We start from the raw sequence: 18,144 nt of genomic DNA, 5'->3' as shown, positions 1-18,144 counted from the left end.
TGTGCCCCACCCAGAACATTTGCGATCGCAATGCAACACTGGCCGGATTGCGACCACATACGGGGGTGGAGATGCTGGCCGACCCGGAGTCGGCACCCGACGCGCAGTTGTGGCGGGCGATCGCGGGGGACGACCACAGGGCGTTCACCGCGCTGTTCGAACGGCATGCCCAGGCCGTGTGGAACTACGTCTACCGGCTGACCGGTTCCTGGTCGGCGGCCGAGGACGTGCTGTCGACGACGTTCCTCACCGCCTGGCGGCGCCGGGCCGAAGTGGTGCTGATCCGCGAGAGCGCGCTGCCGTGGCTCTACACGGTGGCCGCCAACCTCGTGCGCAACGACCACCGCCGGCGCAGCCGCTTCCTGCGGCTGGCGCCGAAGCTGGCGGTGCCCGACGAGAGCCGTGACCACGCGGAGGAACTCGCCGAGAACGACCACACCCGGCAGCGCCTCACCCGGGTGCTCGCCGCGGTGGACCGGCTGCCGGCGTCCGAGCGGGAGGCCGTGCAGCTGTGCATGGTGGGGCGGATGAGCACCGCCGACGCCGCCCAACTGCTCGGCATCAACGAGGTCAGTGTCCGTTCCCGCTTGTCCAGGGCGCGCACCCGGCTGCGCGGCATGACCGAGGAGAGCTTCGATGAGTGACCCGTTCGACCTGCCCGAGCGGGAACTGCCCGAGCCCGTCCGCCGGGCGGCGCTGCGCCGGGTCATGACCGAGATCGCCCACGAGCCGCCGCGCCGCAAGTCCGGTCTGGTGCCGCTGCTGATCGCGGCGTCCGTGGTGGTGCTGATGGCCGGCGCGACGATCGTCACCACGACCGTGCTCGGCAACAACGACCACAAAATCAACACGGCCGGCCCGAGTGCCACGACCACCACATCGGCCGGCGGCCGCGAGAACGGCTTCGACCTGTTCCACGCTCAGCGCGACTGGGGCACCAGCGAGGAGATGGGGCGCTGCGCGGAGGCCGACAACCGGGGCAACTCGACGTGGGTGCCGCTGCTGCGGGTCGAGCGCAACAACCTGGTGGCGCTGCTCTACCGAGTGGGCAACGACATGGTCTTCTGCCAGCTGACGCCGAAGACGGTCACCGCCAAGTCGGCGCCGTACCCGGCCCCGCCCACCGGCAGCGTGCCCGCGAAGATCCTGTTCATCACCGCCGAGGGCACCTACGCCGGCGTGACCGCGCCCGGCATCGACAACCTGGTGATCATGCCGAGCAACAGCGTGGTCGGGGAGCCGTCGGCCATCGGCAACGGCGTGTTCATCCTGCCCAACAGCTACAAGCGGACCGACACCATGACGCTGCGCGGCTTCACCGTGCCGGACTACGGCGTGCCGAAGGCCGATCTGCCGCAGCCGCTGCCGGTGAGCCAGCAGAGCGGCGACCCGCGCGGGGACCGGAGCTCGGCCGCCGGCCAGCGGCTGGGTGACTGCCTGTCCGGTTCGAATCCGCCGGTCGCGGACGCCGACTGGTACGCGCCGGGCGCGTCCATCGTGGTCGACTCCAAGGACTGGATCCAGGTGGGCGTGCAGGGCGGCTCCCTGGTCTGGTGCACGTCCGACCCCAACGCCCCGGCCGCGTACGTCCCGCTGGCGCCGACCACGCACTCGATCCAGTGGACGTCCGCCACCAAGCTCGGCGGTGCGAACATCGCCACGCAGCTGGCCGGCATCGCCAGCAACCCGGACGCGGCCACCGTCACGGTGCAGGCGCCCGGTATGGAGGCGCGCACCGCCGCGATCGACCACGGCACGTTCATCGTGACCGGGACCGGGCCACCGGTCGGTGGCTCGAACGTCATCGTCAAGGACAGCAACGGCACCGTGCTGGACCAGTTCACGATCTAGGCTCGGCCGGGTGACCACCGAATACCGGCAGTTCCGGTTCCAGCGGCCGCACGGCTCCACCGAACTGGTGCTGATCCGGCACGGCGAGTCGGCGCCGGCCCGGTTCGACCGCCCCTATCCGTACAAGGACGGGCACGGCGATCCGGAGCTGGCGCCGCAGGGCCGGGAGCAGGCGCTGAAACTCGCGGACCGGTTCCAGGACCAGCATTTCGACGCGATCTACGTGACGACGCTGCGGCGCACCGCGCAGACCGCGGCGCCGCTGGCCGAGCGGCTGGGCATCACCCCGCGGGTCGAGCCCGACCTGCGGGAAGTGCATCTCGGCGAGTGGGAGGGCGGCCTGCTGCGCAAGCACGTCGCCGAGGGCCACCCGCTCGTCACGGAGATGAACCTCAAGCAGCGCTGGGACGTGATCCCCGGCGCGGAGCCGACCGAGCAGCTGGCGGAACGGGTCGGGGCGGGCATCCGGCGGATCGCCGGCGCGCACCCGGACCAGCGGGTGGCGGTCGTGGCACACGGCGGCGTGATCGGGCAGGTGCTGGCGATGGCGGCGAGCTCCGAGCCGTTCGCGTTCATCGGCGCGGACAACGGGTCGGTGTCGGTGGTCGTGGTGGCCGGCGAGCAGTGGATCATCCGGGGCTACAACGACATTTCCCACCTCACCCGCCCGGTTTAGGGACACGTCACACCTGTGACGGCGGTTCCGCGTCGAAGTCGCCCAGGTCGGAGAAGACGAACACGCGGACCGCGTAGCCGGTGGTCGGGTGCACCTGCGCCAGGTACGCCGACACCGGGCTGCCGACGATCTCCTCGACGGCGTCGAGGAACTCCTGTTTGGTGGCCTCGTGCAGCGCCTCGTGATGGCGCAGCACGGCGTCGGAGTAGCCGCGCTCGTTGAGCACGGCGTCGGCGACGGTGAGGCTGTCGATGGACAGCACGACCAGGCTGATCGGATCGTCGTCGCTGACCGAGACCTTCACGTTGCGGGGGCCTCGCCCGTAGAACGACCGCTCCAGGCTCGTGACCTTCTCGGCGACCGCGTTGCGTTGGGCCTTGGTGATGCGCACCGGCGGCTTTCCTCTCGCGAGGGGTGCGGGTTACCCTGCTGAAAGACCACAACAACATAGTGGCTTCCGAGCCGTGCCGCAGCGGAACAGCTGTTCCGAGGCGGTGTGGCCCGGGCGAGATATCTCCCACGTTGGCGCGGCGCGAAGGTCCGGAAAACCCCGGAAAGGCGCGCGGCGACACCGCGGGATGCCAAGCGAAAGGGCTTGTCTCGTGGCAGTTCAGACCAGTCCCGCACAGCTGCGGGACCTTGTCGACGACTACGTCGCGCGCCGCGACGAGTGGTCGCCGCACGTCCGCTTCGATCTCACGGAGCGGTACTTCTCCCGCCTGTACCGCGACGATTCCGTCGAGGTCTGGCTCATCTGCTGGGATCTCGGGCAGGACACGCTGCTGCACGACCATGGCGGCAGCGTCGGCGCCTTCGCCGTGGCCAGCGGCCAGCTGATCGAGGATTTCGGCGACACCGGGCAGGACGGCCTGCGCACCCGGCGGCACCGCGCCGGCGATTCCGTCGCGTTCGGGCGGACCTACCTGCACAACCTGGTCAACGTCGGCATGGAGCCCGCCATCTCCATACACGCCTATTCACGCCCGCTGACGTCGATGAACTTCTACTGCTGGCTGCCGACCGGCATCCACCACCTGCGTGAAGTGCCGTGCGACACGCCGGAGCCGGACACCACCGCGCTGGAGGCCACCGCGGCCCGGATGCGCGAGGCAGCGGTATGACCGACACGATCACCGGGCTGCTGGAGACCGCGCGCGAGCACATCACGCGCTACAGCCCGGCGGAGGCGGCCGAGGCGATGCGGGCCGGCGCGGTGCTGGTCGACCTGCGGCCGACCGAGTACCGCTGGCGGTTCGGCGAGATCCCCGGCGCCGTCGCGGTGTCCCGGCACGTGCTGGAGTGGCGGATGGACGTGACGAGTCCGCACCGCATCAAGGAACTCCGGCCCGGCGACCTGGACCAGGAGGTCATCCTCCTGTGCAACGAGGGCTACACCTCCAGCCTCGCCGCCTACCAGCTGCGCACCCAGCTCGGCCTGCGCAACGTCAACGACGTCGACGGCGGGTTCGCGGCCTGGCGGGACGCCGGACATCCCATCGTGCGTCGGCTGGCCGACTAGCGGGCGCGACGCTCCCCGGCGGTGACGGGTACGGTGATCTCGTTGCCGGCCGGGGGCATCGGGCAGATGCCGTAGTCGGTGAACGCGGACGGGAAGTTCCTGGCCTGGTTGAAGTCCAGCGTCACGTGGCCGTCCACCGGCAGCGGCGCGTCGAGCTGCCGCCACGGCGCGGTGGTGTCGTCGTTGGTGGGGTCGTGGAACACCAGGCTGATCGTGTCGCCGCCGGCGGTCGCGGTCAGCCGCTGTTCCCGGCCGCCGACGGTGAACCGCACCTCGCCGACGTCGAACAGCACCTCCTTGACGCCCGGCTGCGCGCTGTCCACGACCAGCCGCTTCGCCGGGTGCCGCGGCGTGAACTCCGCTTCCACCACCCATTCCGGCGCGTAGTCGAAGACCGAGGGACCGTCATACGCCCGCAGCGCCGGCCCCTCCGGGTCGCGTAGCCGGATGCCGGCGCGGCCGTCGCGGATCAGCGTCTCCACGTGGATGCCGCCGTAGGTCACGAACTGCGCCGCGTCGCCCTTCACCTCGCGGACCCCGTCGAGCGGCCTGCCGTCGTGGCGAAGTCCGTCGGACACCGAGGCTTTCACCCGGATCACGCCCGACTCGGCGCTCCACTCCCCCGGCACGTCGTCGAACCGGGTCGGCCTGGCGTCCAGCCAGTGCAGCCCCACCAGGCTCAGCCACCCGTACGGCTCGCGCAGGTCACGTTCCCGCCGGGCCAGCCACTCCTGCCATCCACTCATGTTCGACATGACACCGCGAAACGCCCGCAGCGTCCACATCCTGGAGCGCCGTTGACAGTGACACTGCGCACTGGTCCCATGACCTCATGGATCTGACCAGGCGCCTGCACGTGGACCTCGCCCGCGTGAACGCGCAGGGCTGTGCGGCCGCGCCGAAGTAGCCGCGCCCCTATCCATCACTTTTGCGAGGAAACCACCATGCCGTACCAGTTCTCCGCCCCGATGACAGTCAGTTCGAGCCAGGCCGCCGAGGTCACGGTGGTCGTTCGGGTCAGTACGAACAACGACCAGGCCCCGCTGGTGGCCGCCCGCGTCGTCGACGCCGTGCGCACCGCGGTGGACGTGCCGGGCACCACGCTCACCGTCTCCGTGCCGACGCAGCCCCGCGCGTACGAGCGCGGTGAGCTGCGGATCCTGCCGGCCGCCAGGCGGGTTTTCCACCGGGACGGCGCCGTCGAGCTGACCCGCATGGAGTTCGACCTCCTGCTGCACCTGGCCCGCCGTCCCGGACACGTGCAGCTGCGCACCGCTCTGTTGTCCGAGCTGTGGGGCCTGCCCGACGGTGTCGAGACCAGGACACTGGACGTGCACGTTCGCCGGTTGCGCCGCAAGCTCGGCCCCGCCGCCGAGCTGATCACTACCGTCCGTGGCGTGGGCTACCGCATGGACGGGGCTGAACGGGTGATCATCGAGGACTGAACCGCCCGATATGTCGGGCTAGAACCTCAAATCTTCCTCAAATCCGGACCCAAAACCAGATCGTAACCGGGAGACCGGTTCACATCGGCCCGGCTTTACGCCATGCTCCGCCACACCTGAACGGGTGGTGCAGGTCACGTCCATAGTGGACCAGAGAGCAGGGGTGAGCGATGGCTTCGCCGTCAAACGTCGCTTCGTCACCGGGTGGATCCGGGCATTTCAAGAGAACCGTCGGCTTCTACGGGCTGATGTTCATCTCGCTCGGCTCGATCATCGGGTCGGGCTGGCTGCTGGGCGCGCTCAACGCCGCCAAGGCCGCCGGCCCCGCCTCACTCATCTCCTGGGTGCTGGCGGCGGCGATGTTGGCTGTGTTGGCCCTCATCCACGCGGAGCTGGGCGCGGCCTACCCGGTCGCCGGCGGCACCGCGCGGTTCCCGCTGTTCGCCTTCGGCAGCATCACCGGCTTCATCGCCGGCTGGTCGGCCTGGCTGCAGGCGGTGGCCATCGCGCCGATCGAGGTCGAGGCCAGCCTGGCGTACCTGGACAACATCCCATGGGTCAAGGACAACCTGAACCTGCTGCACATCGGCGGTGACCTGGACGGCACGCTGACCGCCAGCGGGTTCTTCTGGGCCACGCTGCTGATGATCGTGTTCACGCTGGTCAACATCGTCGGCGTGAAGTTGCTGTCGGAGAGCAACACCATCACGGTGCTGTGGAAGACCGCGGTGCCGCTGCTGACGGTGCTGGTGCTGTTGCCGCTGAGCTTCCACGGCTCCAACTTCAGCGCCGGCGGCGGTTTCATGCCGTTCGGCCTGCACGGCGTGTTCGCGGCGCTGCCACTGGGCGTGGTGTTCGCCTTGCAGGGCTTCGAGCAGTGCATCCAGCTGGCCGCCGAGGCCGCCGACCCGAAGCGGGACCTGTCCCGCGCGGTGATCGTGGCGATGGGCATCGGCGCGATCGTCTACATCCTGCTGGAGATCGCGTTCATCGGCAGCCTCGACCCGGCGAACCTGGTGCACGGCTGGGCCGACCCGATCGCCAAGGGAGACTTCGGCCCGTACGCCACGCTGGCCATCGCCGCCGGCGCCGGCTGGCTGGCCTACGTGCTCTACATCGACGCCTTCGTGTCACCGGCCGGCACCGGCCTGATCTACGTGGGCACCTCGGCGCGGTTGACCTACGCGCTGGGCCGGGACAAGCAGATCCCGGGCGTGTTCGGCAAGCTGAGCGTGCGCGGCGTGCCGCTGTGGTCGATCGTGCTCGCGTTCGTCATCGGCGAGGCGTCGTTCGCGCCGTTCCCCAGCTGGCAGAAGCTGGTCGGCATCGTCACCTCGGCCACCGCGGTGATGTACGCCTTCGCGCCGGTCTCGCTGACCGCGCTGCGCAGGCGGGACCCGGATCGGCCCCGGCCGTACCGGGCGCCGATGCCCGCCGTGCTCGCGCCGCTCGGTTTCATCTGCGCCAACCTGATCATTTACTGGAGCGGCTGGGACGTCGTCTACAAGATCGGCATCGCGGTCGTCATCGGCCTGGTCATCTTCTTCGTCACCAGGGCCTTCCAGCCCTCCGACAAGCGCTCCGACCTCAACCTGCGCTCCGCCCAGTGGGTCGTGCCGTGGCTGGTCGGCCAGGTCGTGCTCGGCTACCTCGGCCGCTACAGCAGCGGCCCGGACGACCCGCCCAGCAACATCCTGCCCGACGGCATCGACGTGCTGGTGATCGTCGTGTTCAGCCTCGCGATCTTCTACTGGGCGGTCAACTGCGCGCTGCCCAGCGAAAAGGTGCTCGCCGCGGTGGACGCGGAGGAGGCCGAGCTGGCCCAGGGACCGGAGATCACCACCGCCTGATCCCGCTCAGTCGGCCCGCCTGGCCACCTCGTGCGCGATGCCTTCCTCGATCGCGAGCCTGGTCAGCTCGGGCCGACGGCGGCGGCCGGTCTTGTCCCGGATCCGGTCCAAATAGGACCGCACCGTTCGGACCGTGATGTTCATCGCCTCGGCGATGTCCTGGTCCCGTTCGCCGGCCGCGAGCAGCGACAGCACCTGCCGCTCGCGGTCGGAGAGCACCAGTTTCGGCCCGCTGTGCCGCTCCCGTGACGAGTTGAGCACGAACGAGGCCAGCGTCGGCGACACGTAGCTGTTGCCGATCGCGATCTCCCTCACGGCCCGCAGGATCTCGTCGCCGTCCGAATCCTTGGACAGGTAGCCTCTCGCGCCGGCCGCAATGGCTCCCAGCACCTCCGCCTGGCCCGCGTGAGCGGACACCACCAGCACCTTGTGGCCCATGCCGACGACCTCCAGCACCGCCGCCGCGTCCTGCACGCCCCGGAGCTTGAGGTCCAGCACCACAACGCTGTCCGGCCGCTGCCGACCGGCGGCGAAACGCCCCACCGAGTCGGCGACCACACCCAGTTCGATGTCCGGCGCGTCGGCCAGCACCCGGGCCACCGCCGCGCGGTATAGCGGGTGGTCCTCGATCACGCCGACGACGATCGGCTCCCCTTCGGCCCCCATGTGTTCCGCTCCCCTCAGTTGACCGGCGCCGGTTTCGTGGCGGCGGACCGGTCCAGCGCCGGGCCCTTGGGCAACAGCGCGAGCAGGCTGGTGTCGACGGTCGGCGCGTCGACGCCGCCGTAGCCCAGCGCCTTGACCGAATCCGCGTCCGCGACCGGGTATTTGCTGCCGGTGTCGGTGATCAGGTACACGGCGTTGGAGCGGTCCTTCACCAGAGCACCGGAACCCGGTGGCACGTAGACGTTCTGCACGCCTCGGGCATCGGTCGGGTCCACGGCGAGCGGGTGCGCGTCGCTCGGCAGCGGCACAGCCTTGCTCACGGTGACCTTGGACCCGCTGGCGCACAACGTGATCGTCGCCGGCACCGTGGCGACCACCTGCGGCACCCTGACGGGATAACCGCCGGCATTCTCGTCCACAGTGGACGTCGTGGCCCGTGGCGCGGAGTTCACGTCCGCCGTCGACACCTGGATCGTGCGGGTGCCGGTGTTCGCCGGGTTGCCGGCGACGAGCTTCGCCTCGGTCTGGGTTATGGCCTGCACGGAATCCTTCCGTACCAGGTAGAACCCGCCGTTGTCGGCCTGCAGCACCTGGCCGACTCGGGTGGCGTTGCCGCCGACGCTCGGGCCGCCGGCGCCGCTGCCGTCCACCTTGACCAGGCCCAGCGCCTGGCCCGCCGGCACGGTGTCCAGCCAGGCGCTGGCGACCGGCACGAACGGCAGGCCGTCATAGCCGAGCGCCGTGATCGACGCCGCATCCGGCAGCGCGTAGCGCCGACCGGCCGTGATCAGGTAGCGGTCGCCGGAATGCGCTTGCACCAGCAGGCCCTGGCCGTTCGGCTCCGGCGTGCCGCCGCTGACCGGGCCGAGAATGACCGTCGACACCGGTTCCACGCCGGCCGGGTGATCCGCGGACGCGCTCGTGCAACTCGTGAACGCTCCGCCCAGCAAGCGATCCGTCGACGGAAGTGAGTCCGGCGCACCCGGGATGCCGTAGGCCGGGCCGCGAGAGACGCTCGCCAGCGTCGCCGCCGGCACGGTCACGGTCTTGTCCCCGTTGCCGCCCGCCAGCAGGCGGGCCGAGGCGAAGTTCAGCACCGGATGCAGCAGCTTGTCCTGGCCGAGGACGAACCGCGCGCCCGTCTCCTGCTCGACGATCACCTGGCCACCCTGCCGCCAATCGGCGTCACCGGTCGGGTTGAGGACGCCCAGCACGCCGAACACCGCCGTGACCAGCAGAGCCGCGCCCGCACCGATCGCGACGCCCAGCACCAGCCGCCGGCTCGGCGACACCGGGTGGTTCGCGTCGGCGGCGACCAGCGCCGACACCAGGCGGCGCCGGAGAAACTGGTACGCCTGGATCTGGTCTCGCTGCGTCCACACCACGTGCCCCCAGCCCGTGCCCCCTAGAAACACCTTGCCCGGTAAGAAATCCCTCTGTACGGGGCGCCCCGAGCATACCTATGCTGCCTGCGGCGCCCGGGAGAAGTTCGAGGATTTTCGGGCAGCTTTGCCGGACACGAGGGCAAGGAGCGTCGCAGCGCCATGACGTTGGCAGACACGAGGACGCGGGTCAGGGCGCGGTGGCTGCGTCCGGTCACCGCCGGCCAGATCGCCGTGTGGCAGATCGCCGCTCTTGCGGTCCTGATGACCTCTCAGCCGTTCGACGTGACCGGAATTGTCGTCGCCGCCGTCGCCGTGCTCTTGATCGCGGTGACCTCGGTGCGTCGCGGCGGCCTGTGCCTGTACCAGTGGATCGGCGTGCGTCTGTCGTATCTGCGCCGCTCCAAGCCTTCTCCCTCGCAGGACCCCATCGCGGCGGTCCTGCCCGGTTTGGGTTTTGTCCGTCACGTCGACCGCGCCGGCAACCGCGTGGGTCTGGCATCCATCGGCCCCGACCGCGTCGCCGTCGTACGCCTGCCTTCCGGCGTGCGGCCCGAGCTGGACGTGCTGGTCACCGCCTTGCGGGAAGCCCAGCAGCGCACCGACATCCCCCTCGCCGGCGCCCAGCTCGTGGTGTGGACCGTGCCGGGGCCGACCTCCGTCGAGCCCATGCGGATCCACTGGCTCGCCCTGCGGTACCGCCCTTCCGTCGCGCCCGGCGCCGCCCTGGCCCGTGGCGGCGGTTCCACCGGCTCCGACCGTGCCGCCGCCAGCGCCGCCCTTGGCCTGGTCGGCCGATTGGCCGAAGCCGGCCAGGCCTCCGCGGTGTTGGACGAGCCGGAGCTACGCCAGGACCTCCTGGTCGCCCTCGGCGCCGACCCCCGTGCCTTCGCCGGCTCCACCCCCGGCGCCCGCCCCATGGTGAAGGTCGACGAGACCTGGCGGACCTGGTCCATCGGCCGCCTCACCCAGACGTCCTTCGCCCCGGGCCCTCGGGTCGCCACCGAGGTCCTGGGCGTTCTGGTCCCCGGGACCGAGTTCACGTGCAGCTCGCTGCTGCTTCGCCGCACCCCTCGCGGCACGACGGAGACGTCGGTGTCGCTGCGGGTCGGCTACGTCGCCAAACACGCCCAGCAACGCCCCGAGGGGTTGGTCAAGCGCCTCGCCGCCGACCTGTACCCGGCCAACGGCCGCCAGTCGGCCGCCCTGCTCCGGTCTCTCCCCCTGGCCACCCCGGAGTAACCCCGGCGAGTCCCGCTCAGCGGCACACCGAAGCGCACGTGAGTGGCTCACTTGGCTCTGGCCGCCAAGTGAGCCACTCACGTGCGCAAGCATCCGGGGGGCTACAGGACGCCGCGGACCACCTCGTAGACGTTCAGCACAGCGCCGACCAGAGGCACGATGGCGATGAGGCCGAGGAACTCGGCGATGTCCATCATCCGCGACCAGTAGGGCGACCGCAGGCCCCGGCGGACGCGGGAGGCGTGGGCCAGACACAGGACCGCGGCGACGACCAGCACACCGACGGCGACGAGGGTGCCGTGTTGCCACGCGATGAGCCAAGCGCCGAGGCGGCCGAGCATGGCAAGGCCGGCCAACAGCAGGACCAGCCGCTGGGCGGTGCCGGCGTATGAGCGCGAACGCAACAGCCACACCACGCCCAGAACACCGGAAAGAGCGGCCGGCCAAGGGGAATCGTCACCCAGTAAAGCGAAGACGCCGCCGACGCCGGCCAGGGCCAGAGCGGCCAGCAAACCGGTGAGAATCCGCTCGGCGCTGGCGGTCTGGTCCAGCACATCGGGGCCGAGGGTCGGCTCCTCCTCGGCCCGGAAGGACTCGATGTCGGCGGGCACGCGGGGCAGAGGCAGCTTTCCCAGGCGCAAAGCCAACATCGGGGCCAATGCGGCCAAGGCGGTCATCAGCGCGGTCAGCACGGCGGCGGGGCCGGCGACGGGAACGCCGGACAACAGAACGATGGCGGACGTGATCGTGCCGGCACCGGCGGCCACGGCCAGGCCGCCGAACCACGGCAACCGGTCGGACAGCAGAACGGCGGCCAGAACGCCGTATGCGGTCAACGCGGCCAGGCCGGCGGCGAGCGAGGCGACGTCCAAGGACACGGCGAAGGGCGGCACGGCGGTCAAGCCGGCCAACAAGGCGGCACCGACGCCGGCGGTCGCACAAGCGACGCCGGAGCCGGAATCGCCGTAGGCACGGGACAAAGCGCCACCGGTGAGCAACAGAACCAGCGCGAAGGCGCCGCAAGAAGCCGGGGCGAACCACGTGCCCGACAGGCCGGCGGCGAGCAGGACTCCGGCGCCGAGCAAAGCGACGACGGCGGCCAACTGAGCCGATCGGCGGGCGATATGTCCGGCCCAGGCGCCGGTTTTCGTCGCGGCGACGCTGGCGATGGCGTCGACGACGTCGTCGAAAAGCAGGGGCACGACCTGTCGTTCGCGTGGGCTCAGGTGCAGCACTTCGCCGTCACGGAGGCCGATCGCGGCGACAGTCAGGCCCGGCGGGAAGGGCGAATCGCCGAGCCGGGACAGCACCCAGCCCGGATTGTCGGGTGACGCCTGCCCCTCGGCGCCGGACAGGCGGACCAGCTGCGGCACCAGCTCGGCGAGGGTGCTCTGCACCGGCAGCGCGACATCCACACGCGCCCGGGGAGTGACAACGGTGATCCGGCGCGTCGTGGAGATCATGACGTGAACCGCTCCATCCGGCCGGCCGCCTCGATCACCGGCGCGAACCGGGCGCTGGTGGCCTCGGCCATCTTGCGTAAACCGTCGTTGACGGCCTCCAGCACCATGTCCCCCAGGTCACGGGCGTTGTAGCGGCGCATCGCCTCGGGATCGATGCTGACGTCGGTGAACTGCCCGCTGCCCCGCAGCGACACGGTCACCTCGTTGCCGCGCGAATACCCCTTGACCTCCATGGCCTCGACGCCGCGCTGGATGCGCTGCACCTGCTCCTGCTGCGCCCGCACCTGATCGAGCAGGCCCTGCACGTCGACACCGGTCTCCAGGTCCATGATCCGCCTCTCACTCATCGTCCGCGCGCAGGTGGAAACTGCCCACCACTCGCTGGAAGTCCGGCACCGCCCGCTCGGCCTGCGACGGCGTGCAGGTGCCGGCCAGCTCCACCGCCACGTGCCCGTCGTTGTCCGGCAACGGAATCGACAGGTGCACCTGGTACTGCGCGAGCCGCTGGCCACCCACCAGCAGGTCGATCACCTGGGCGACACCGGGAGCGGGCTCCTCGCCCACGTCCTGCCGGCTGCGCACCACGAGTTCGTCGGCCACTTCGGACAGCCGTTCCACGGCGGCGTCGGCGGCCGCGTGCACGTCCACAGTGGACTGGGGCTCACCGACGCCGACGGTGATGTTCGGGGTGAACTCCCCCTCGGGCGTGGGCAACACGACGACGAGCGCCGCGCCGGGAGCCCCCGATTCGGCCGGGTCCACGGGAACCCAGCCGTCCGGCACGTCCAGTCCCAGCGGCAGCTCTACCATACCGATCCGATCGCCCGCGCCGCCTGCGACGCCGTGTTGCTCACCGACTCGTACGCCTCGTGACCGTAGTGCGACGCCGTCTCCCACACCTTGGGCAGGTCGATGTCGATGTTCGCGCCGAGGCTGCCGCCGACGCCGAGGGCGGCGCCGACCTTGAAGTTGACCTTGATGTGGCCATTGTCCATAGTGGCCTGTCCGTCGAACTGCGCGCCGATGCCGGCCTCCAGCTCGCCCTTCGCGCCGACGCCGATGCCCGCCACGTCGACACCGGCGGATCCGCTGATCTTGGCTCCGGCAAAGGCATCCAGGTGCGCGGCGACGCCGTGGGTGCTGCCGTCGAGATGGCCGCCCAGCTGTCCGCCGACGTACGCGTCGACGTCACCCTTCGCCGTGACGACGCCGTTGGTCAACGCGCCGCTCGCGCCGACATCGGCCAGGGTGCCCTGAACCTTGCCGTCGAGGCGGAACTCGCCGCCGTGCACGAGCGCGGCCGCGTCCCAGGTGGCACGAGGACCGACAGAGAGGTGGGCCTCGTCGACGTTGTCGCCGACCTTCGCGCCCCAGCTCTCGTCACCGAGCACGCCCTCGCCCTTGAGCAGCGTGATGTCCGTGCTGTGCCACAGCTTCTGGCCGGTCGACGCGTGCTCGGGCAGCTCGGCGTCGCCGAACGGGGTGTCGTCCTTCTTCGGCGCACGGGTGCCGGAGAAGCCGTCCTCGGTCAGCTTGTACCAGCCGGAGTTGGAGAACCAGGACGGCACCGAGCGCGGCCGCTTGCGGCCGTCGAGGATCTCCTCGCCGATCCACGACAGCGAACCCTTCTTCAGCTGCGCGAAGTCGACCTTGACCTTGCCCGGTCCCTCGTCCTCCTTCTCCGAAGACTCCGCCGGCTCCGAGGTTTCCGGCTTCAGGCCGTACAACTGGGTCAAGGCGTCGACGAGCCGCTGCCGCAGCGCGGTCGCCGACCTCACGGCCGAGTCGCCCAACTGCTGGGCCGCGTTGAGGAACGCCTGCTCGGAGCCGGTCGCCGCGGTCCGAGCCTCGTCGACGAGTACCCTGGCGTACTGGAGAAACTCGGCCCGCACGGTGTCCATCGCGGACATCGTGGTCTGGATCGCGGCGGCGGTCATCGACAGCCGCTGCGCCTCGGCCTTCAGCTGCTGGGTGACGTCCTCGATGTCCTTGGTGAGCACGCCGGCGGCCGACGCGAACGCCCGCTGCGCGGTGCCCTGCCAACTGGCGTCGGTTTTCCCGGCACAGCTGGAGATCTCCGCCGACACCGCGGCCAGGTTCGTCGCCTCGTCCGCCTGCCGCTGCGCTTGTCGTTGCAGCGCGGCGGGATCGCCGGTGACCTGCTTGGCGCACTCGTCGAGCACGGTCAGGTATCGGGTGAGGACCGAGGCGACGACCCCGGAGATGTCGGTCACGACACCGAGACCTTGCCGGTGCCCGTCACGGAGATGTGCTCGGTGACGTGCTCGCCGTTGACCGGGATGTCCACGTCGACCTGGGCGTCGTGGCCGGTCGGAATCTCCACGGTGGTCGACTCGGCGCCGATCGTCGTGGTCACCTTGATCACGCCGGGATCGGTGACCGGCGGGACCGAGACGACAGGCGTGGACCCGGCGGGAGTCGTCCCGGCGGGGGTGGTCCCGGCCGGCGGGTCGACCGGGATCCACGAATCGGCCGTGCTCGGCGTGGTTCCCGTCCCACCGAGCGCGGGCGGCGTGTAGGCGTACGGGTTCGACTGCGTCACCGGCGTGGGCGTCGTGTGCGACGCCACCAACTGGCCGGTCGGCGAGGCCACCGGCGGCGGCGCGACCGGCGCGGTCACCGGGGTGCTCGTCACGGTCGACGTCGACGGCGTGGTGCCGCCGGGGGTCGACGCCGAGGCGGAGTTGGTGCCACCGAACAGTTTCTCCAGCTCCTGGATGATCGACGCCAGCGTCGTCAGCTCGGTGCCGAGCTTGGTCAGCCCCAACGTCTTGAGCAGCCCGCCGATCGCCTCGATGAAGCCGCGCAGCGAGGCCGAGGTCGCGGTGGACAGCGCGACCGCTGCCGCGTGTGTCCACGGGTTCGACATCAGCGCGGCAACGGTGGGGTTCACCGCCGAGACGACCGAGGTGTAGGCGGCCTGCGCGGACTTGACCAGCGTGCCGGCCACGCCGAGCAGCTGCGCGCCCTCCTGCACCACCTTGATGATCTTCTCGAACGACTGCAGCGAGTCGGTGATCTTCTTCAGCGCCGTCTCGGACGCCGCGCCCGACCACACCTGCGCCAGCTGCTTCTCGGCCTTGGCGAAGTCGTCCATCAGCGTGACGAACTGCTTGGCCTTGTCCAGCACGTGCGCGACGTGCGCGGCGATCTGCTCGGGCTGGCCGGTGACGATGCGCGGCAGGAACGTGATCGGCCCGCCGGAGCTCGCCGTCGCGTCCATCGCGCTGGAGTTCGGGAACGTGAACACGGTGGTCTCTCCTGTCAGGCCGGCATCGGACGGTAGACGCGGACCATCGCGAGGCCGCCGAAGTCCGGGGTGAGCAGGCCGTGGTTGTAGAGCTGCCCGCCGGCGCCGGCGACGCCGATGGTGGAGTTGACCACCACCACGTCGCCCGCGTGCACGCCGCCGGGGATGTCGCCGAGGTTGCGGGCCACGCCCGAGTACACGCCGATCACGCCGACCTGGGCCTGGTGATTGGGGCTCGAGTCCAGCCAGTTGGCGAAACCCGTGCTGTCATGGGCGAACTGTCCGGCCGACGAGTCGTGGCCGAGGCCCGCGTGTCCCAGGTAGTCCAGCACGTTCGCCACCGAGTGCGGATCGCCCGCGCCGCCGACGCTGTCGTTGAACGCCTGCGCCGCCACCAGGCCGGCCGCCGGGCTGGACCACAGGCTCGCGGTGTTGGCCGTGCCGGCGGACGGATTGCCGCCGAAACCCTGCGCCACCGCGCGGTCGGCGTCGTCGTACGCGTCGGCGCTCTTGCGGATCAGGTCGTTGACGGCCTGCAGGCCCTTCAGCAGCGACTGCAACGCGGCGACCTGCTGCGCCTGCATCGCGACGTTGCCGGACGCGACCGCGTCACCGATCATCGCGAACGAGGTCGGCGCCAACACCAGCGCCTCCAGGTCGAGCACGGCGTTGACGGTCTGCATGATGATGCCGCCGATGTTGCCGACCGCGGACCGCATGGCCTCCGGACGCACCTCGTACTGACCGGTGTCCATCCCACTCCCTCCCTGGTCGGCGACCTTGTGGGACGGAGCGTAGAGCGGGCGCGACGGCAACCCAGACGGCAAAAGTACCCACTACATGTGGTGCCCGGAGCCGCCCGTGCCCATCACCCTGGCCACCTCCGGCGGGTGCACGACGAACGGCCGCATCATGCCCATGTCCTCGTGTTCGAGGATGTGGCAGTGGTACATGAACTCGCCGGTCGCGCCGTCGAACCGGCCGGCGACGGTGAGCCACTCCCCCTGCCGGGCCTGGAAGGTGTCCTTCCAGCCCTGCTCCCACTTCTCGATCACCGGCCCCTCGGTCGGCACGGGCATCGGTCTACTCGTGCCGCCGGTGGCGAGGTCGAACGCCGACAGGTCGGTCCACGTCCGCCGGCTCAGCAGCTGGAACCGTGCGGCGTGGATGTGCATCGGGTGCGGGGCGCTGCCGAGCTGGAGGAAGTTCCACACCACCCACTGACCACGGTGGAAGAAGAACGACGTCGTGTCGTCGAACAAGGCCGCGCCGCGACGGAACGTCCTCACCTTGCCGGTGTTCGGATCGGTGAGCTGGATGATCCCGTTGGCCGGGAACTGCGCCGGTGGGTCGGTGATCTCCCGCAGCTCCCACATGGTCGGGTTCGGCTCGCCGGCCACGTTCGGCGGCAGCATCGCCACGAACACGTGCTCGTGTTCCTCGGGCACGGTCGTGCCGTGCACCAACCGCACGTACGACTTCGACAGCCGCTGCGGCAGCCGGAACGGGTCGCGGCGGCTGCGGTTCTCCACCCGGAACTCCATGATGTCCGGCTCGACCACGCTGCCGGTGCTGGTCAGGCGTAAGCGCCGGCCCTGGAACCGGCTGAAGTCGATCAGCAGGTCGATCCGCTCGGCCGGGGTCAGGGTCACGCCGCCCGCGGGCACCTCGGCCGGCGCGGGCAACAGGCCGCCGTCGGTGCCGATGATCCGCACGGCGTCGTTGGGCACGACGCCGGCCTCGTCGACCAGATCGAGCCGGAAGAACTGGGAGTTGGCCGCGTTGAGCACCCGGAAGCGATACCAGCGCGCCTGCACGTCCAGATGCGGCCAGATGACGCCGTTGACCAGGGTGAACGGGCCGGTGACCGGAACCATCGTGCCGGTCGCCGGCGCGTACGGCATCTTGTACAGCAGCTTGCCGGTCAGCGCCCCGGAGCCGTCGGTGTCGAGGTTGCGGTCGCTGATGACCAGCGGAACCTCGTGGTCGCCGCTGGGCAGCCCCAGCCGGTCCTCCTCCTCGTCCCGCACGAGGAACATGCCGCACAGCCCGGCGTAGACGGAGAACCGGGTGATCGCCATCGCGTGGTCGTGGTACCACAGCGGCGACGCCGCCTGGCGGTTCGGGTACTCGGCGAGCTGCGAATTCCCCGGCAGCATCGCGTTGTGCGTCCAGCCGTCGCTGCCGGCGTTGGTCACCGCGCCGTGAACGTGCACGACGGTCCACGGCGGCAGGTCGGCGGCGCCGTCGATCAGCTCCACCCCGGCGGGCAGGCTGCCGTCGGGGTTGCGGTAGCCGGGCACGTTGGCCGGCGACGGCTTCCGGAACGGCACCTTCACCGCCGTGAGCGGGATCTTCCCGTCAAGGTCGTTGGTCCACGCCACACGCAGCCGTCGGCCGCTGCACACCTCGATGGTCGGGCCGGGGAAATGCCCCTCGTACGTCCACATCTCGGTCGCCGGCAGCTGGGAATGCAGCTTGATCCGCGCGTTCTTCATGGTGACCGTGATCTGGTCCTGGCGCCGCGCATGCGGCCGCAGCACCGGCGGAATCCGCAGCGGATCGAGGAACTTGGTGAGCCCGAAATCGGGCGTGGCCGGCGTCGGCGCCGCTGCCGCCGGGGGAGCTAGCAGGCTCGCGCCGGCCACGACGCCCGCGGAGCCGAGCACGGCGGTGGTGAGGAACGAGCGGCGGTCGACGGGGTCGTTCATGGGGTGTCCTCCTGCGTGTCGCAGCGGAGTACACCTGTGGACCGGTGGGTCTGCCATCCCTCATGACG

Annotated in this window: 19 protein-coding genes; 8 read left to right on the top strand and 11 right to left on the bottom strand. The window is 70.4% G+C overall.

Going from position 1 to position 18,144, the window contains the following annotated elements; all coding sequences use genetic code 11:
• Positions 1–47: 47 nt before the first annotated feature.
• The 3 genes from BJ998_RS29765 to BJ998_RS29755 are packed head-to-tail and all read left to right on the top strand — an operon-like array spanning position 48 to position 2,527.
• Positions 48–644, top strand: coding sequence for an RNA polymerase sigma factor (locus tag BJ998_RS29765; protein ID WP_246488685.1), 597 nt, complete (start codon positions 48–50; stop codon positions 642–644).
• Positions 637–1,851 carry a hypothetical protein gene (locus tag BJ998_RS29760; protein WP_184866658.1) on the top strand — a complete coding sequence of 405 codons (1,215 nt, stop codon included), beginning with the start codon at positions 637–639 and terminating at the stop codon, positions 1,849–1,851. Before BJ998_RS29765 ends, BJ998_RS29760 begins: the two co-directional genes overlap by 8 nt.
• A 10-nt stretch (positions 1,852–1,861) precedes the next feature.
• Entirely contained in the window at positions 1,862–2,527 is a 666-nt protein-coding gene (locus BJ998_RS29755) for a histidine phosphatase family protein (RefSeq protein WP_184866657.1), read from the top strand.
• Positions 2,528–2,534: 7 nt separating this feature from the next.
• On the opposite strand, the gene BJ998_RS29750 is transcribed toward BJ998_RS29755, so the two are convergent.
• Positions 2,535–2,918: a Na-translocating system protein MpsC family protein gene (locus tag BJ998_RS29750; protein WP_184866656.1), complete on the bottom strand. Its 384-nt coding sequence runs from the start codon at positions 2,916–2,918 to the stop codon at positions 2,535–2,537.
• 211 nt (positions 2,919–3,129) lie between these two features.
• Between BJ998_RS29750 and BJ998_RS29745 the strand changes: the two genes are divergently transcribed.
• Together BJ998_RS29745 and BJ998_RS29740 are read left to right on the top strand one after the other, a co-directional pair.
• Positions 3,130–3,648, top strand: a complete 519-nt coding sequence (locus BJ998_RS29745; protein ID WP_184866655.1) for a cysteine dioxygenase — start codon at positions 3,130–3,132, stop codon at positions 3,646–3,648.
• Positions 3,645–4,046, top strand: a complete 402-nt coding sequence (locus BJ998_RS29740) for a rhodanese-like domain-containing protein (protein ID WP_184866654.1) — start codon at positions 3,645–3,647, stop codon at positions 4,044–4,046. The genes BJ998_RS29745 and BJ998_RS29740 overlap by 4 nt, the downstream gene beginning before the upstream one ends.
• On the opposite strand, the gene BJ998_RS29735 is transcribed toward BJ998_RS29740, so the two are convergent.
• Positions 4,043–4,792: a DUF1684 domain-containing protein gene (locus BJ998_RS29735; protein WP_184866653.1), complete on the bottom strand. Its 750-nt coding sequence runs from the start codon at positions 4,790–4,792 to the stop codon at positions 4,043–4,045. The genes BJ998_RS29740 and BJ998_RS29735 overlap by 4 nt on opposite strands.
• A gap of 198 nt (positions 4,793–4,990) precedes the next feature.
• Between BJ998_RS29735 and BJ998_RS29730 the strand changes: the two genes are divergently transcribed.
• Together BJ998_RS29730 and BJ998_RS29725 are read left to right on the top strand one after the other, a co-directional pair.
• On the top strand, positions 4,991–5,491 hold the full coding sequence (locus tag BJ998_RS29730) for a winged helix-turn-helix domain-containing protein (protein ID WP_184866652.1): 501 nt from the start codon (positions 4,991–4,993) through the stop codon (positions 5,489–5,491).
• A 170-nt stretch (positions 5,492–5,661) separates the two neighbouring features.
• Positions 5,662–7,341, top strand: coding sequence for an APC family permease (locus tag BJ998_RS29725; RefSeq protein ID WP_184866651.1), 1,680 nt, complete (start codon positions 5,662–5,664; stop codon positions 7,339–7,341).
• A gap of 6 nt (positions 7,342–7,347) precedes the next feature.
• Here BJ998_RS29725 and BJ998_RS29720 read toward each other — a convergent pair whose 3' ends face one another.
• Both BJ998_RS29720 and eccB read right to left on the bottom strand, forming a co-directional pair.
• On the bottom strand, positions 7,348–8,007 hold the full coding sequence (locus BJ998_RS29720; protein ID WP_184866650.1) for a LuxR C-terminal-related transcriptional regulator: 660 nt from the start codon (positions 8,005–8,007) through the stop codon (positions 7,348–7,350).
• A gap of 14 nt (positions 8,008–8,021) precedes the next feature.
• Positions 8,022–9,389 (bottom strand): type VII secretion protein EccB, encoded by a 1,368-nt coding sequence (gene eccB / locus BJ998_RS29715; RefSeq protein ID WP_184866649.1) that lies wholly within the window; start codon positions 9,387–9,389, stop codon positions 8,022–8,024.
• A gap of 162 nt (positions 9,390–9,551) precedes the next feature.
• Between eccB and BJ998_RS29710 the strand changes: the two genes are divergently transcribed.
• On the top strand, positions 9,552–10,631 hold the full coding sequence (locus tag BJ998_RS29710; RefSeq protein ID WP_184866648.1) for a type VII secretion protein EccE: 1,080 nt from the start codon (positions 9,552–9,554) through the stop codon (positions 10,629–10,631).
• Between the two features lie 101 nt (positions 10,632–10,732).
• Here the strand turns inward: BJ998_RS29710 and eccD are convergent, their stop codons facing one another.
• The 7 genes from eccD to BJ998_RS29675 form a co-directional block, all read right to left on the bottom strand.
• Positions 10,733–12,094 (bottom strand): type VII secretion integral membrane protein EccD, encoded by a 1,362-nt coding sequence (gene eccD / locus BJ998_RS29705; RefSeq protein ID WP_184866647.1) that lies wholly within the window; start codon positions 12,092–12,094, stop codon positions 10,733–10,735.
• On the bottom strand, positions 12,091–12,441 hold the full coding sequence (locus tag BJ998_RS29700; RefSeq protein WP_246488683.1) for a YbaB/EbfC family nucleoid-associated protein: 351 nt from the start codon (positions 12,439–12,441) through the stop codon (positions 12,091–12,093). Before BJ998_RS29700 ends, eccD begins: the two co-directional genes overlap by 4 nt.
• Positions 12,434–12,904, bottom strand: a complete 471-nt coding sequence (locus BJ998_RS29695; RefSeq protein ID WP_184866646.1) for a hypothetical protein — start codon at positions 12,902–12,904, stop codon at positions 12,434–12,436. The genes BJ998_RS29700 and BJ998_RS29695 overlap by 8 nt, the downstream gene beginning before the upstream one ends.
• Positions 12,898–14,328 (bottom strand): AAA family ATPase, encoded by a 1,431-nt coding sequence (locus BJ998_RS29690; protein WP_184866645.1) that lies wholly within the window; start codon positions 14,326–14,328, stop codon positions 12,898–12,900. The genes BJ998_RS29695 and BJ998_RS29690 overlap by 7 nt, the downstream gene beginning before the upstream one ends.
• Positions 14,325–15,365 carry a WXG100 family type VII secretion target gene (locus BJ998_RS29685; protein WP_184866644.1) on the bottom strand — a complete coding sequence of 347 codons (1,041 nt, stop codon included), beginning with the start codon at positions 15,363–15,365 and terminating at the stop codon, positions 14,325–14,327. Before BJ998_RS29685 ends, BJ998_RS29690 begins: the two co-directional genes overlap by 4 nt.
• A 14-nt stretch (positions 15,366–15,379) precedes the next feature.
• The gene (locus BJ998_RS29680) at positions 15,380–16,120 is read right to left on the bottom strand and encodes a WXG100 family type VII secretion target (protein ID WP_184866643.1); all 741 of its coding nucleotides are present in this window, start codon (positions 16,118–16,120) and stop codon (positions 15,380–15,382) included.
• A gap of 81 nt (positions 16,121–16,201) precedes the next feature.
• Positions 16,202–18,076 carry a multicopper oxidase family protein gene (locus BJ998_RS29675; RefSeq protein WP_184866642.1) on the bottom strand — a complete coding sequence of 625 codons (1,875 nt, stop codon included), beginning with the start codon at positions 18,074–18,076 and terminating at the stop codon, positions 16,202–16,204.
• Positions 18,077–18,144 lie beyond the last annotated feature (68 nt).

The sequence above is a fragment of the Kutzneria kofuensis genome, assembly GCF_014203355.1.
Classification (GTDB): domain Bacteria; phylum Actinomycetota; class Actinomycetes; order Mycobacteriales; family Pseudonocardiaceae; genus Kutzneria; species Kutzneria kofuensis.
Note: the sequence above shows the minus strand (reverse complement) of the source record. Positions and strands in the feature narration are given on the sequence as shown.

What these genes read in the sequence shown, in the direction of transcription:
- BJ998_RS29760 (WP_184866658.1), top strand. Translation starts at nt 637, where the DNA reads ATGAGTGACCCGTTCGACCTGCCCGAGCGGGAACTGCCCGAGCCCGTC.
- BJ998_RS29740 (WP_184866654.1), top strand. Translation starts at nt 3,645, where the DNA reads ATGACCGACACGATCACCGGGCTGCTGGAGACCGCGCGCGAGCACATC.
- BJ998_RS29735 (WP_184866653.1), bottom strand. Translation starts at nt 4,792, where the DNA reads ATGAGTGGATGGCAGGAGTGGCTGGCCCGGCGGGAACGTGACCTGCGC.
- BJ998_RS29730 (WP_184866652.1), top strand. Translation starts at nt 4,991, where the DNA reads ATGCCGTACCAGTTCTCCGCCCCGATGACAGTCAGTTCGAGCCAGGCC.
- BJ998_RS29725 (WP_184866651.1), top strand. Translation starts at nt 5,662, where the DNA reads ATGGCTTCGCCGTCAAACGTCGCTTCGTCACCGGGTGGATCCGGGCAT.
- BJ998_RS29720 (WP_184866650.1), bottom strand. Translation starts at nt 8,007, where the DNA reads ATGGGGGCCGAAGGGGAGCCGATCGTCGTCGGCGTGATCGAGGACCAC.
- BJ998_RS29710 (WP_184866648.1), top strand. Translation starts at nt 9,552, where the DNA reads ATGACGTTGGCAGACACGAGGACGCGGGTCAGGGCGCGGTGGCTGCGT.
- eccD (WP_184866647.1), bottom strand. Translation starts at nt 12,094, where the DNA reads ATGATCTCCACGACGCGCCGGATCACCGTTGTCACTCCCCGGGCGCGT.
- BJ998_RS29700 (WP_246488683.1), bottom strand. Translation starts at nt 12,441, where the DNA reads ATGAGTGAGAGGCGGATCATGGACCTGGAGACCGGTGTCGACGTGCAG.
- BJ998_RS29695 (WP_184866646.1), bottom strand. Translation starts at nt 12,904, where the DNA reads ATGGTAGAGCTGCCGCTGGGACTGGACGTGCCGGACGGCTGGGTTCCC.
- BJ998_RS29680 (WP_184866643.1), bottom strand. Translation starts at nt 16,120, where the DNA reads ATGGACACCGGTCAGTACGAGGTGCGTCCGGAGGCCATGCGGTCCGCG.
- BJ998_RS29675 (WP_184866642.1), bottom strand. Translation starts at nt 18,076, where the DNA reads ATGAACGACCCCGTCGACCGCCGCTCGTTCCTCACCACCGCCGTGCTC.